This window comes from Pseudomonas acericola (SeqCode), from assembly GCF_053456465.1.
In genome coordinates, this window is the sequence record NZ_JBRFJB010000009.1 from 36209 (window position 1) to 50445 (window position 14237).

General features: G+C 62.1%; 10 protein-coding genes. All 10 read left to right on the forward strand.

Annotated features, from left to right (window positions below; genetic code table 11):
* Nucleotides 1–28: 28 nt before the first annotated feature.
* A complete protein-coding gene (gloB, locus tag ACU688_RS24575) occupies nt 29–796 on the forward strand; it encodes a hydroxyacylglutathione hydrolase (RefSeq protein ID WP_448186716.1) in 768 nt (255 codons plus the stop codon).
* A gap of 98 nt (nt 797–894) precedes the next feature.
* Nucleotides 895–2310 (forward strand): transglycosylase SLT domain-containing protein, encoded by a 1416-nt coding sequence (locus tag ACU688_RS24580; protein ID WP_124529145.1) that lies wholly within the window; start codon nt 895–897, stop codon nt 2308–2310.
* 235 nt (nt 2311–2545) lie between these two features.
* Nucleotides 2546–4375: an extracellular solute-binding protein gene (locus ACU688_RS24585; RefSeq protein WP_448186717.1), complete on the forward strand. Its 1830-nt coding sequence runs from the start codon at nt 2546–2548 to the stop codon at nt 4373–4375.
* Nucleotides 4372–6204, forward strand: a complete 1833-nt coding sequence (locus tag ACU688_RS24590) for an extracellular solute-binding protein (protein WP_448186718.1) — start codon at nt 4372–4374, stop codon at nt 6202–6204. Before ACU688_RS24585 ends, ACU688_RS24590 begins: the two co-directional genes overlap by 4 nt.
* Nucleotides 6205–7278: a microcin C ABC transporter permease YejB gene (locus ACU688_RS24595; RefSeq protein ID WP_017738566.1), complete on the forward strand. Its 1074-nt coding sequence runs from the start codon at nt 6205–6207 to the stop codon at nt 7276–7278.
* A gap of 1 nt (nt 7279) precedes the next feature.
* Nucleotides 7280–8299 carry an ABC transporter permease gene (locus ACU688_RS24600; protein WP_017738565.1) on the forward strand — a complete coding sequence of 340 codons (1020 nt, stop codon included), beginning with the start codon at nt 7280–7282 and terminating at the stop codon, nt 8297–8299.
* A gap of 1 nt (nt 8300) precedes the next feature.
* Entirely contained in the window at nt 8301–9902 is a 1602-nt protein-coding gene (locus ACU688_RS24605; RefSeq protein WP_448186719.1) for an ABC transporter ATP-binding protein, read from the forward strand.
* Nucleotides 9903–10143: 241 nt separating this feature from the next.
* Entirely contained in the window at nt 10144–10665 is a 522-nt protein-coding gene (locus tag ACU688_RS24610; protein WP_448186720.1) for a sigma-70 family RNA polymerase sigma factor, read from the forward strand.
* Complete coding sequence (locus tag ACU688_RS24615; protein WP_448186721.1) at nt 10662–11612, forward strand: FecR domain-containing protein; 951 nt, start codon at nt 10662–10664, stop codon at nt 11610–11612. The genes ACU688_RS24610 and ACU688_RS24615 overlap by 4 nt, the downstream gene beginning before the upstream one ends.
* Nucleotides 11613–11709: 97 nt before the next feature.
* Nucleotides 11710–14172 carry a TonB-dependent siderophore receptor gene (locus tag ACU688_RS24620; RefSeq protein WP_448186722.1) on the forward strand — a complete coding sequence of 821 codons (2463 nt, stop codon included), beginning with the start codon at nt 11710–11712 and terminating at the stop codon, nt 14170–14172.
* Nucleotides 14173–14237 lie beyond the last annotated feature (65 nt).

The following is a 14237-nucleotide window of genomic DNA, read 5'->3' on the forward strand; positions in this document are numbered from 1 at the left end:
CAATGTGTTCAGCTTGGCGAATCGAAGAATGATACAGATCAGTGCCCTGCCCGCCTTCACCGATAACTACATCTGGTTGTTACAAGACCCCAAGACCCACCGCTGCGCCGTGGTCGATCCCGGCGATGCCGCGCCCGTAATGGCCTGGCTCGAACAGCACCCCGGCTGGACCCTCAGCGACATCCTGATCACCCACCATCACCATGATCATGTCGGCGGTGTCGAGCAACTGAAAAGTGTTACAGGCGCCAAGGTCTACGGCCCGGCGAACGAAAAAATCCCGGCGCGAGACGTGGCCCTGAACGACAACGACCGCATCAGCGTACTGGGCTGGGACTTCGACGTTTATAGCGTGCCCGGCCATACCCTCGGCCACATCGCCTTTTATCACCAGGGCGTGCTGTTCTGTGGCGACACCCTGTTCGCCGCCGGCTGCGGGCGTCTGTTCGAAGGGACACCGGAGCAGATGCACGCGTCTCTCGAACACCTGGCCGCCCTGCCTGCCGACACCTTGGTGTACTGCACCCACGAATACACACAAAGCAACCTCAAGTTTGCCCAGGCGGTGGAACCGCACAACGCCGATATAACCGAACGGGTGGAAAACGTCCGCCAGCTAAGGGCCCGCGGTGAGATGACGCTGCCGTCCAACCTGGCCCTGGAGAAGCGTACCAACCCCTTCCTGCGTACCGCTGAAACATCCGTTAAACAAAAAGCGGACGAACGGAATGGACGTGACAACCGCTCTGGGGCCGAGGTGTTTGCTAGCTTAAGGGCTTGGAAAGATAAGTTCTAAGGCAACGCAATCTGATACGTAATTTCTGAATGGTTGACCGGAACCAAAGCGCTTTCTAGAATCGCCCGACATTTTTGCCCGGAACTTACTTCCAGCCAATGTCGTCATCTATTCGTAAATCCATCTCTTCAGACGCATTGACCCGCCTGGCTCAAGCCGTGGCGGTGGCTGTGTCCGCGACTCTGGCGGGCTGCCAATCGACAAATTACGCTGCACAATCCACCGTGCAACCCAAACCGAATCTTGCTGCCAAGATCAAGCAGAAACCCGTTATCTGGCTCTCAGAGAAGCCTGCCCCGGAAGTGCCCCAGGATGTATGGGAACGCATGCGCCGGGGCTTTCAATTGCAGGACGGCGTTGGCGTCAACCCGCGCATCGAGCAACAGCGCCTGTGGTTCGCCAGCAACCCGTCCTTCCTGGAGAACGCCGGCGAACGCGGCAGCCTCTACATTCATTACATCGTCGAACGCCTCGAAGAACGCAACATGCCCCTGGAGCTGGCGCTACTGCCAGTGATTGAAAGTGCCTACAACCCAATGGCCTATTCGCGCAGCGATGCGGTCGGCTTGTGGCAGTTCATCCCCTCCACCGGGCGCTACTTCAACCTGCGTCAGACCCGCGCCTACGACGGCCGCCGCGACATCACCGCGTCCACCACCGCCGCCCTCGACTACCTGACCCGTCTGCACGATATGTTCAACGGCGACTGGCTACTGGCCCTTGCCGCGTACAACGCTGGCGAAGGCACCGTGAGCCGGGCCATCGAGCGCAACGAAAAGCTCGGCCTGCCCACCGACTACTGGAACCTGCCACTGCCCCAGGAAACCAAGGACTACGTGCCCAAGTTCCTGGCGCTGTCCCAGGTGGTGCTGGCGCCCGAAGCCTACGGCGTGAACCTCAACCCGATTGCCAACCAGCCGTACTTCGAAGTGGTTGAAGTCAAGCAAAGCATGGACCTGTCCCGGGTTGCCGCGCTGGCCGAGATCGACGAAGACGAACTGTTCCAGCTCAACCCCGCCCTGAAGCAACGCACCACCCTGGACGGCCCCCAGCATCTGCTGGTGCCAACCTCCAAGGCGCAACTGTTGACCAGCACCCTTTCGACGATGAAGCCGGAAGAATTGCTGAGCATGCGTCCGAAAAAGCCGGTGTTCGACGAAGTTGAAACCAAGGCCGTTGCCGGGCGCAGCCGCAGCTACAAGGTGCGCAGTGGCGACAACCTCACGTTGATCGCCAAAGCCAACAAGGTCGATGTGCATGACCTGCAACGCTGGAACAAGCTCAATGGCCAGCAGCTCAAAGTCGGCCAGACCCTGGTGATGCAGGACACGCGCAAGCTGGTGGCCAAGGCCGGCAGCAAGAAGCCCGTGCAATACAAGGTACAGAAAGGCGACTCGCTGTACATCGTCGCCAAGCGTTTCAACGTCGAGATGCAACATCTCAAGCGCTGGAACCCGCGCACTGGCCAGGCCTTGAAGCCGGGGCAGATGCTGGTGGTTTCCGGGCCGCGCTGATAACTCAGCGTCCGGGGCAAGGCTTGCCTGTGGCGAGGGAGCTTGCTCCCGCTGGAGTGCGAAGCGCTCCCAAGATTTTGGGGCCGCTACGCAGCCCAGCGGGAGCAAGCTCCCTCGCCACAACAAGCCCGCTCCCACATTGGCTTGTTGCCATTTTCAAGATGCTTTTTCCAACCGGAACAAGCTGTTACTGTACCGATCATAAAGCCCAAGCCGCCTGGATCGGATCTCTGACTTGAAGCGTCCCCTCCTTCTACTAATAAGTCTGGCCTTGAGCTTTACCGCGAACGCGACCATTACCGAGAGCCACGGTTATACGCAGTTCGGCGTGCTCAAGTACCCGGCCAAATTCACCCACTTCGATTGGGTAAACCCTGCAGCGCCGAAAGGCGGGACCTTGCGGGTCATGGCATTTGGCACCTTCGACACGCTCAACCCCTACACCTTCAAGGGCTCCAGCCCGGTTTCCACCCCCAATTTCCTGCAATACGGCGTCAATGAGCTGAACGAGCCGTTGGTGGTCGGTACTGGCCAGTACGCGCCATCCGGTGATGAACCCACGTCCAGCTATGGCCTGATCGCGCAGTCGGTGGAGTACAGCGAGGACCGCAGCTGGGTGGTGTTCAACCTGCGCCCGGAAGCGCGCTTCCATGATGGCAAGCCGATCACCGCCTATGACGTGGCCTTCTCCTATCGCACCCTGCTGACCGAAGGCCACCCGCAGTACCGCACCAACCTGCAAGAGGTGGCGCGGGTCGATGTGCTCAACCGTCACCGCATCCGCTTTGTCTTCAAGCGTGCCGGCAACCCGTTGCTGATCCTGCGCCTGGGCGAGTTGCCGGTGCTGCCCCAGCACTACTGGAAAGACCGCGACTTCAAGGCCACCACCTTCGAACCGCCGCTGGGCAGTGGGCCGTACCGTGTGACCAAGGTCACCCCAGGCCGGCAATTGGTGTTCGAACGGGTTAAGGACTATTGGGGCAAGGACCTGCCGGTCAACCAGGGTTTCTATAACTACGACAAGGTCGAGGTGGAGTTCTACCGCGACAGCGACGTGGCCTTCGAAGCCTTCAAGGCCGGCGAATTCGACATCTATATCGAACATCAGGCGAAGAACTGGGCGACCGGCTACAACTTCCCGGCGGTCAACCGTGGCGACGTGATCAAGGCGCAAATCGCCCACCAGATCCCGACCCAGAGCCAGGGCCTGTTCATGAACACGCGCCGGCCCACGTTCAGTCAGACCAAGGTGCGCGAAGCCCTGGGGCTGATGTTCGATTTTGAATGGACCAACCGCACCCTGTTCAGCAGCGCCTATAAACGAACCCTGAGCTATTACCCCAACAGCGAATTCGCGGCCACCGGCGTGCCGCTGGGCCATGAATGGCTGCTGCTCTCGCCGTACCGCGACCAGTTGCCGGTGAACCTGTTCACCCAGCCGTTCAGCCTGCCGCAGACCGACGGCCGTGGCATCCCGCGCGACACGATGCGCCGCGCCCTGGCCCTGCTCGGCGAGGCCGGCTGGAAGCTGTCCGGCCAGCGCCTGCTCAACAGTGATGGGCAACCGCTGCGCTTCGAAATCCTGCTGGTCAACCCGAACCTGGAGCGCATCCTGCAGCCCTATGTCGAGAACCTGATCAGTATCGGCATCGACGCACGCCTGCGCACGGTTGACCGCGCCCAGTACAAGCAGCGCCTGGATCAATTCGACTACGACATGATCCTGATCACCCTCAACCAGACCCTGAGCCCCGGCCTTGAGCAGTGGCAGTACTTCCACTCCAGCCAGGCGGCGATCAAGGGCAGCAAGAACTACGCAGGCATCGCCAACCCGATTGTCGATCACCTGCTGGAACAACTGCTCGCGGCGCAGACCCGTGACGCACAACTGGCCGCCGGCCGCGCGCTGGACCGGGTGCTGCTGTGGCAGCACTACAGCATTCCCAACTGGTATCTCAACTATCATCGCTTGGCGTACCGCAACCGGTTCGCCTTTGTCACCACGCCGCCCTACAGCCTGGGCCTGAGCGCATGGTGGCTGAAAGCTTCGGAGAAAGCCCAATGACGTATGTGCGCAACGCATTGATCGCCGGCCTGTTGCTGTGCAACCTGGCCCACGCCGCCCCACAACATGCGCTAACGCTGTACAACGAACCGCCCAAATACCCCGCCGACTTCAAGCACACCGACTACGTCAACCCCGACGCGCCCAAGGGCGGCACCTTCCGCGAATCCAGCCTGACCGGCTTTGACAGCTTCAACCCGTTTATCAGCAAAGGCGTGCCCGCCGACAATATCGGCCTGATCTACGACACCCTCGCCACCCAAAGCCTCGACGAACCCTTCACCGAATACGGCCTGGTGGCCGGCAAGATCGAAAAGGCCCCGGACAACAGCTGGGTGCGCTTCTACCTGCGCCCCGAAGCGCGCTTCCACGACGGCCACCCGATGCGCGCCGACGATGTGGTGTTCAGCTTCGAGACCCTGATCAAGGACGGCACCCCGCTCTATCGCACCTACTACGCCGATGTGGACGAAGTGGTCGCCGAAGACCCGTTGCGCGTGCTGTTCAAGTTCAAGCGCACCAACAACCGCGAATTGCCACTGATCCTCGGCCAATTGCCGGTATTGCCGAAACACTGGTGGGCCACCCGCGACTTCAACAAGGGCAACCTGGAATTTCCGCTGGGCAGCGGCCCTTACCAGGTGGCCGAGGTCAAGGCCGGGCGTTCGGTGCGTTACGAGCGGGTCAAGGACTATTGGGGCAAAGACCTGCCGATCAACAAGGGCCTGTACAACTTCGACCAGCGCATCACCGACTACTACCGTGACGCCACCGTGGCGCTGGAGGCGCTCAAGGCCGGGCAGTTTGACTACTGGGCCGAGTTCAGCGCGAAGAATTGGGCCAATGCCTACAACGTGCCGGCGGTGGCCGAAGGGCGTTTGGTCAAGGAAGAGATCCCGAACGGCAACCCCACGGGGATGCAGGGCTTTGTGTTCAACGTGCGCAAGCCGATGTTCGAAGACGTGCGCGTGCGCAAGGCCATCAGCCTGTTGCTGGATTTCGAATGGAGCAACAAGCAACTGTTCAACGGCGCCTACACCCGCACCCGCAGCTACTTTGAAAACTCCGACATGGCCGCCACCGGCCTGCCCGGCCCGGACGAGCTGGCGATCCTCGAACCGCTGCGCGACAAGATCCCGCCGCAAGTCTTCACTGAAGCCTTCGCACCGGCCAAGACCGACGGCAGCGGCATGATCCGCGCCCAGCAGCGCGAGGCCTACCAGTTGTTGCAGGAAGCCGGCTGGAAGATCGTCGACGACAAGATGGTCGATACCACCGGCAAACCGGTGACCATCGAGTTCCTGCTGGCCCAGACCGAGTTCGAACGCATCCTGCTGCCGTTCAAGCGCAACCTCGCCGACTTGGGGATTGATCTGGTGATTCGCCGGGTCGATGTGTCCCAGTTCATCAACCGCCTGCGCTCGCGGGACTTCGACATGGTGGTGGGCAGCTTCCCGCAATCGTCGTCGCCGGGTAACGAACAGCGCGAGTTCTGGAAGTCCACCAGCGCCGACAAGCCCGGCAGCCGCAACTATATGGGCCTGAAAGACCCGGCTGTCGATCAACTGGTGGAGCAACTGATCGATTCCGACACCCGGGTCAGCCTGATCGCCCACGCCAAGGCCCTGGACCGCGTACTACAGTTTGGCTACTACGTGATCCCCAACTGGCACATCAAGACTTTCCGCGTGGCCTATTGGAACAACCTCGGTCATCCAAAGGTTTCGCCGCTGTACGACGTCGGCATCTCCACCTGGTGGAGCAAGCCGAATGTGCAACCGCCGGTTCCCCCCCAGACGAGCGCCGACCCGGCGAGCGGAGGCGATTAAATGCTGGCCTATATCTTTCGCCGCCTGTTGCTGATCATCCCCACGCTGTTCGGGATCTTGCTGATCAACTTCATCATCATCCAGGCCGCCCCCGGTGGCCCGGTGGAGCAAATGATCGCCAAGCTCGAAGGCTTTGACGGCGCCACCAGCCGTATCGCCGGTGGCGGTGCCGAAGTCGCGGTGGCCGGTTCCAGCTACCGTGGCGCCCAGGGGCTGGACCCGGCGCTGATCAAGGAAATCGAGAAGATGTACGGCTTCGACAAGTCGGCGCCGGAACGCTTGTGGATCATGGTCAAGAACTACGCCCGCCTGGATTTTGGCGACAGCTTCTTCCGTGACGCCAAGGTCATCGACCTGATCAAGGAAAAGATGCCGGTGTCCATCTCCCTCGGGTTATGGAGCACGCTGATCATGTACCTGGTGTCGATCCCATTGGGGATCGCCAAAGCCACGCGCCATGGCAGCCACTTTGATGTGTGGACCAGCTCGGCAATCATCGTCGGCTACGCGATCCCGGCGTTCCTGTTTGCGATCCTGCTGATCGTAGTGTTTGCCGGCGGCAGTTATTTCGACTGGTTCCCGTTGCGCGGACTCACCTCCAACAACTTCGACGAGCTGAGCTGGGGTGGCAAGATCCTCGATTACTTCTGGCACCTGGCGCTGCCCATCACGGCCTTGGTGATCGGCAACTTCGCCACCATGACCCTGCTGACCAAGAACAGCTTTCTCGACGAGATCAACAAGCAATACGTGGTCACCGCCAAGGCCAAGGGCCTGACCAACCACCGCGTGCTCTACGGCCATGTGTTCCGCAACGCGATGCTGCTGGTGATCGCCGGGTTCCCATCGGCCTTTATCGGCATCTTCTTCACCGGCTCGCTGCTGGTGGAAGTGATCTTCTCCCTCGACGGCCTGGGCCTGATGAGCTTTGAAGCGGCGATCAACCGCGACTACCCGGTGGTGTTCGGTACGCTGTTTATCTTCACCTTGCTGGGGCTGATCGTGAAGCTGATCGGCGACCTCACCTACACCCTGGTCGATCCGCGCATCGACTTCGCCAGCCGGGAGCATTGAGATGAATCTGTCCCCCCTCAATCGCCGCCGGTTCGAGCGGTTCAAGGCCAACAAGCGTGGCTGGTGGTCGCTGTGGTTGTTCCTGATCCTGTTCGTGCTCAGCCTGGGCGCGGAATTGATCGCCAACGACAAGCCACTGGCCGTGCACTTCGACGGCGACTGGTATTTCCCCGCGCTCAAGCGTTACCCGGAGACCACTTTTGGCGGCGAGTTCCCCCTGGAAGCCAACTACAAGAGCCCGTATATCCAGGAGCTGCTCAAGGCCAAGGACGCCTGGACCTTGTGGGCGCCCATCCCGTTCAGCTACCAGAGCATCAACTACGACCTGAAAGTGCCGGCCCCCGCGCCGCCGTCCAGCGTCAACCTGCTGGGCACCGATGACCAGGGCCGCGACGTGCTCGCGCGGGTGATCTACGGCTTTCGCGTGTCGGTGCTGTTTGCCCTGACGCTCACCGTGCTCAGCTCCATCATCGGGGTTATCGCCGGGGCCTTGCAGGGCTTCTATGGCGGCTGGGTCGACCTGGCCGGGCAGCGTTTCCTGGAAATCTGGTCCGGCTTGCCGGTGCTGTACCTGCTGATCATCCTCGCCAGCTTCGTGCAGCCCAACTTCTGGTGGCTGCTGGGGATCATGCTGCTGTTCTCCTGGATGAGCCTGGTGGACGTGGTGCGCGCCGAGTTCCTGCGCGGGCGCAACCTTGAATACGTGCGCGCGGCACGGGCGCTGGGCATGCAGAACGGCGCGATCATGTTCCGCCATATCCTGCCCAACGCGATGGTCTCGACCATGACCTTCATGCCTTTCATCCTCACCGGCGCCATCGGCACCCTCACCGCCCTGGATTTCCTCGGCTTCGGGTTGCCAGCCGGCTCGCCGTCCCTGGGCGAATTGGTGGCCCAGGGCAAATCCAACCTGCAAGCGCCGTGGCTGGGCATGAGTGCCTTTGCCGTGCTGGCGATCATGTTGAGTTTGCTGGTGTTTATCGGCGAGTCCGCTCGCGATGCCTTCGACCCGAGGAAATGAGATGAATCAGGACAATCTGATCGAAATCCGCGACCTCAGCGTCGAGTTTGTCACCGGCGAGCATTCCCACCGCGTGGTGAGCAACGTCAGTTTCGACATCAAGCGCGGCGAAACCATCGCGCTGGTAGGCGAAAGCGGCTCGGGCAAATCGGTGACCGCCCACTCGATCCTGCGCCTGCTGCCCTACCCATTGGCACGCCACCCGTCCGGCACCATCGAGTACGCCGGGCAAGACCTGCTGACCCTGAAAGAAAAGTCCCTGCGCCATATTCGCGGCAACCGCATTGCGATGATCTTCCAGGAGCCGATGACCTCGTTGAACCCGCTGCACTCCATCGAGAAGCAGATCAACGAAGTGCTCGGCTTGCACAAGGGCTTGCAAGGCAAGGTCGCCACCCAGCGCACCCTGGAATTGCTCGATCTGGTGGGCATCCCCGAACCGCACAAGCGCCTCAAGGCGTTGCCACACGAATTGTCCGGCGGCCAGCGCCAGCGGGTGATGATCGCCATGGCCCTGGCCAATGAGCCGGAATTGTTGATTGCGGATGAGCCGACCACGGCCCTTGACGTCACCGTGCAGTTGAAGATCCTCGAGCTGCTCAAGGAATTACAGGCCCGCCTGGGCATGGCCTTGCTGCTGATCAGCCATGACCTCAACCTGGTGCGGCGCATTGCCCATCGGGTGTGCGTGATGCAGAAGGGCTGCATCGTTGAGCAGGCGGAATGCGAAACCCTGTTCCAATCGCCCCAGCATCCCTACACCCAGGAGCTGCTGGCGGCCGAGCCCAGCGGTGGCCCGGCGACCAATGTGGTGGGCCCGCCGTTGCTGGAAGTCGATGACCTGAAGGTCTGGTTCCCGATCAAGAAAGGCTTCCTGCGCAGCACCGTGGATTACGTAAAGGCGGTGGACGGCATCAACTTCAGCCTGCCCCAGGGGCAAACCCTGGGGATTGTCGGCGAGAGCGGTTCGGGCAAATCCACCCTGGGCCTGGCGATCCTGCGGCTGATCGGCAGCCAGGGCGGCATTCGTTTTGAAGGCCAGCAACTGGACCAACTCACCCAGCAGCAGGTGCGCCCGCTGCGTCGGGAAATGCAGGTGGTGTTCCAGGACCCGTTTGGCAGCCTGAGCCCGCGCATGTGCGTCAGCGAGATCGTCGGCGAGGGCTTGCGCATTCACAAGATGGGCACGCCAGCGGAGCAGGAAGCGGCGATTATCGCGGCGCTCAAGGAAGTCGGCCTGGACCCGGAGTCCCGCCACCGCTACCCCCACGAGTTCTCCGGCGGCCAGCGCCAACGCATCGCCATCGCCCGTGCCCTGGTGCTCAAGCCACGGCTGATCCTGCTGGATGAACCCACCTCGGCGCTGGACCGCACGGTGCAACGCCAGGTGGTGGAGTTGCTGCGTAGTTTGCAGGCCAAGTACAACCTGACCTACCTGTTTATCAGCCATGATCTGGCGGTGGTGAAGGCGCTGAGTCATCAGTTGATGGTGGTGAAGCAGGGCCAGGTGGTGGAGCAAGGGGATGCCAAGGCGATTTTCGCCGACCCGCAGCACCCTTACACCCAACAGCTGCTAGAAGCCGCCTTCCTCGTACCGGCCTGACACAACACAGTTCAACATGTGGGGCTTGTTGTGGCGAGGGAGCTTGCTCCCGCTGGAGTGCGAAGCGCTCCCAGAATCTTGGGGCCGCTACGCAGCCCAGCGGGAGCAAGCTCCCTCGCCACAGGAGCCCGCTCCCACATTTGGACGTGCCCACCCCAGCCTTCCAATACCATTTGCGCCCACCTCCTCCCTTTGCTTTAATCGCGACCAATTCTTATTTACGCCAATCCTTTTGCGCTGGATGGATATTGTGTCGACCTCTTTCACCCACCTCTACGGCACCCACCACAGCTGGCTGCTCGGCCTGTTGCGCCGCCGCCTGAATGACCGCTGGGATGCCGCCGACCTGGCTCACGACACCTTCATCCGCATCCTCAACCGCCCACCCAACGAGACCGATCACCTGCGCCAGCGCTCCTACCTGGCGACCATCGCCCGGGGTTTGTGCATCGATCACTGGCGCCGTCGCCAACTGGAAAAAGCCTGGCTCGACAGCCTGGCCTTGCGCCCGCAAGACACACAGCCGTCGCCGGAACAGCGCGCAATCATCGTCGAGACCCTCTACGAAGTAGACGCCATGCTCGCCCGCTTGCCGCGAAAGGTCAGCGAAGCCTTCCTGCTCGCCCAACTCCACGGCCTGGGCTACAAGCAGATCGGCGAACAGCTGGGCGTGGGCGAGCGCATGGTCAAGAAATACATGGCCCAGGCCCTGCTGCACTGCGCGATCCTCGAAGCCGAACTGGACGGGATGCTGGTGCAATGAACAGCCCCGGCACGCTCAGCCATGCCAGCCTGGAGCAGGCGGCGCAATGGTACGTGCGCTTGCAGGCCCCCGGCAGCGCCCAGGAGCAACAGCGCTGGCAGGCCTGGGTTGTGCAGAACCCCGAGCACTTGGCCGCCTGGCAGTATGTGGAGCGCGTCAGCCAACGCTTTGCGCCGCTGCTGGAACAACCGCAAAGCGCCGGCCGGGCCTTGCGCAGTTCCCGGCGCCAAACCCTCAAGACCCTGCTCGTGCTGTGCGGCGGTTCGACACTGGCCTGGGGCGCCTGGCGCAACACCGCCCTGCCCCGGCTGGTGGGCGGTTGGCGCGCGGATTACGCCACCACCCGTGGCGAAACCCGCGATGCGTTGCTGGCCGACGGCAGCCATGTGTGGCTCAACGCCTTGACCGCGCTGGATGTGCGCTTCGATACGGCGCAACGCCTGTTGCGCCTGCGTTTTGGCGAGGTGCTGATCGACACCGCCAAGGACGCCCACCGGCCGTTCCTGGTGGACACCGAACACGGCCGCCTACAAGCGCTGGGCACGCGCTTCAGCGTGTTGCATGACGAACAGCGCACCCAACTGAACGTCTTCGACGGCCGCGTGCAGGTCAGCACGCTCAACGGGCAAGTGCGCATTATCGAAGCCGGCCAGCAAGTCTGGTTTACCCGCGAACACGTCGACAGCAGCGCCGCCGCGTCCCCCGCCCGTGAAGCCTGGAGCCACGGCGTACTGCTGGCCGACAACCTGCCGCTGGGCCAACTGATCGCCGAGCTCAACCGCTACAGCCCCGGCCACCTCGGCTGTGACCCGGCGGTGGCGCAGTTGCCGGTGATGGGTTCGTTCCCGCTCAAGGACAGCGCCCACGCCTTGCACCTGCTGCAAGCCGCGCTGCCGATTCGCCTCGACAGCCCGCTCCCTTGGTGGGTCACCGTCGTCCCCCGATAAAAATCTGCACGCGCCAGTTCCCCTTTTGAACACTCGTCCGGTTAACCCTGCAGACGCTTTCAATTCGCCGTTCGATCTGATTCAAAGGGAACTCTTCATGTCGCAACCTGCTCGTTTCGCGCTGCGCCCATTGGCGCTGGCCACTTCACTGTTTTGCCTCGGCGTACCCACGGCGTATGCCGCCGAGCCGGACTCGACCCAGCAAGCCACGCGCAACTACCGTATCGCGGGCGGCTCCCTGGTCAGTGTGCTGAACAGTTTCGCCGCGCAATCGGGCATTTTCATCGCTGGCCATAACAGCCTTGCCGCCGGTAAATCCAGCCCCGGGCTCAATGGCAACTACACGCCGGCCAGTGGCTTGCAGCGCCTGTTGCAGGACAGCGGCTTGCAGGCACAACCCCAAGGCAACAACGGCTACGTGCTCGAACTGATCCCGGCCAACACTGGCGCCCTGGAGCTGGGCGCCACGACGATTTCCGGCGAGCAACTGGGCGCCATCACCGAAGACAGCCATTCCTACACCACCGGGTCCATGGCCTCGGCTACCGGCCTGCCGCTGTCGATGCGCGAAACCCCGCAATCGGTCACCGTGATCACCCGCCAACAAATGGACGACCAAGGCTCCAACAGCATTGCCGACACCCTGCGCCGCGCCCCCGGCATCAGCGTGCAGAACTACGACAGCGAGCGCTGGGAGTTTTCCGGGCGCGGCCTGCCGATCACCAACTTCCAGTACGACGGCGTCAACTCGACCTACGACGGCGTGTATGACTACGGCACCACCAGCACCGACATGGCGGTGTATGACCACCTGGAAATCATCAAGGGTTCGGCGGGCTTGCTCAGCGGCTCCGGCGACCCGTCGGCGACGGTCAACCTGATCCGTAAAAAACCCACCGCCGCCTTTAAGGCTTCGGTGACGCAGACCTTTGGTTCGTGGGACAACTACCGCACCGAAGGTGATATCTCCGGCCCGCTGACCGAGTCCGGCAATGTGCGCGGGCGTTTTGTCGGCGTGTATCAGGATCGCCAGTCCTACCTGGACCACTACCAGAACACCAAGGACATCGCCTACGGCATCCTCGAAGCCGATCTTACGCCCGACACCCTGCTGACCTTCGGCATCGACCAGCAAAACACCCGTTCCCGTGGCGCGACCTGGACCGGTTTCCCGATGTTCTTCAGCGACGGTTCGCGCACGAATTTCTCGCGCTCATTCAACCCGGCGGCAGACTGGAGCCGCCGCGACTTCACCAACCAGACAATCTTTGCCTCCGTGCAACAGAAACTGGCCAACGACTGGTCGCTCAAAGTCAGCCTCGACCGCAAGCGCAGCCAGCACGACACCCTGCTCGCCTCCGCCAGCGGCGGCAACCCGGACCCGGCGACGGGCGATGGTATGTACATGTTCATGGGCAAGTACAAAGGCGACCAGGTGCAAAACACCCTGGACATCAACGTCAGCGGCCCCTTCAGCCTGCTGGGGCGCGAGCATGAGTTGATCATGGGCTTCATGGCCACCCGCTCGAAACAGGATGTGCCGGTGTACGGCTCGGTCTACCCACCGGTCGGCGGCAGCATCTTTGATTGGCACGGCGAGTACGCCAAGCCGGACATCCCCCGCAGCGGCCAGAACGACATCGTGCAACGCCAGACCGGCGCGTACCTGGCCACACGCCTGAAGCCCACCGACGACCTGTCGGTGATCCTCGGCGCACGGGTCAACAATTTCAGCGGCACCGACACCACCGACTTCTACGACCCGACCAAAGCCGACAACCGCACCACCTATCAGCAGAGCGGCGTGGTCACGCCGTACGCCGGACTGGTCTACGACCTCAACGACACCTGGTCGGCCTACACCAGCTACACCCAGATCTACCGCCCGCAAACCAGCAAGGACGCCGACCGCAAACTGCTCGACCCGGTGGAAGGCAACACCTACGAAGCCGGCCTCAAGGCGGCGTTCTACGACGGCCGCCTGAACGCCAGCTTTGCCGTGTTCCGCATCGAGCAGGACAACGTCGCCCAATACGTTTCCGGTTTTGATACCGACTCGGTGTACCGGGCAATTGCCGGTGCCACCACCAAGGGCTTCGAGGCTGAATTGTCCGGCGAAGTGCTGGACGGCTGGAACGTCTCGGCCGGCTACACCTACCAGCACACCCGCGATGCGGATGACGGCTACGTGTACAGCTCGGTGCTGCAAACCACTACACCGCAGCAGGTAGTGCGCCTGTTCAGCACCTATCGCCTGCCCGGCGCCCTGGAAAAAGTCACCGTCGGCGGCGGCGTGAACTGGCAGAGCGAGTTCTTTGGCAACGTGTTCCAGCCCAATCCGAATGATGCCGTCAACGGCGGCGACTACGCGCGCATCACCCAGGACAGCTACTACCTGGTGGACCTGATGGCCCGCTACCGCTTCAACGACCACCTGAGCACCACGCTCAACGTGAAGAACCTGTTCGATAAAAAGTACTACACCGGCCTGGGCAACTTCGGCACCGGGTTCTATGGCGAACCGCGCAGCCTGCAATTGGCCACGCGCTGGGACTTCTGACGGACGCCTACGATCCTGGCTGAGGTGAACCACGGAGTTGAACGAACGGCCTGCTGTCGATCTGC

Coding starts and splice junctions, on each gene's coding strand:
- ACU688_RS24620 (WP_448186722.1), top strand. CDS start 11,710: ATGTCGCAACCTGCTCGTTTCGCGCTGCGCCCATTGGCGCTGGCCACT.
- ACU688_RS24605 (WP_448186719.1), top strand. CDS start 8,301: ATGAATCAGGACAATCTGATCGAAATCCGCGACCTCAGCGTCGAGTTT.
- ACU688_RS24595 (WP_017738566.1), top strand. CDS start 6,205: ATGCTGGCCTATATCTTTCGCCGCCTGTTGCTGATCATCCCCACGCTG.
- ACU688_RS24610 (WP_448186720.1), top strand. CDS start 10,144: ATGGATATTGTGTCGACCTCTTTCACCCACCTCTACGGCACCCACCAC.
- ACU688_RS24590 (WP_448186718.1), top strand. CDS start 4,372: ATGACGTATGTGCGCAACGCATTGATCGCCGGCCTGTTGCTGTGCAAC.
- ACU688_RS24615 (WP_448186721.1), top strand. CDS start 10,662: ATGAACAGCCCCGGCACGCTCAGCCATGCCAGCCTGGAGCAGGCGGCG.
- ACU688_RS24580 (WP_124529145.1), top strand. CDS start 895: ATGTCGTCATCTATTCGTAAATCCATCTCTTCAGACGCATTGACCCGC.
- ACU688_RS24600 (WP_017738565.1), top strand. CDS start 7,280: ATGAATCTGTCCCCCCTCAATCGCCGCCGGTTCGAGCGGTTCAAGGCC.
- gloB (WP_448186716.1), top strand. CDS start 29: ATGATACAGATCAGTGCCCTGCCCGCCTTCACCGATAACTACATCTGG.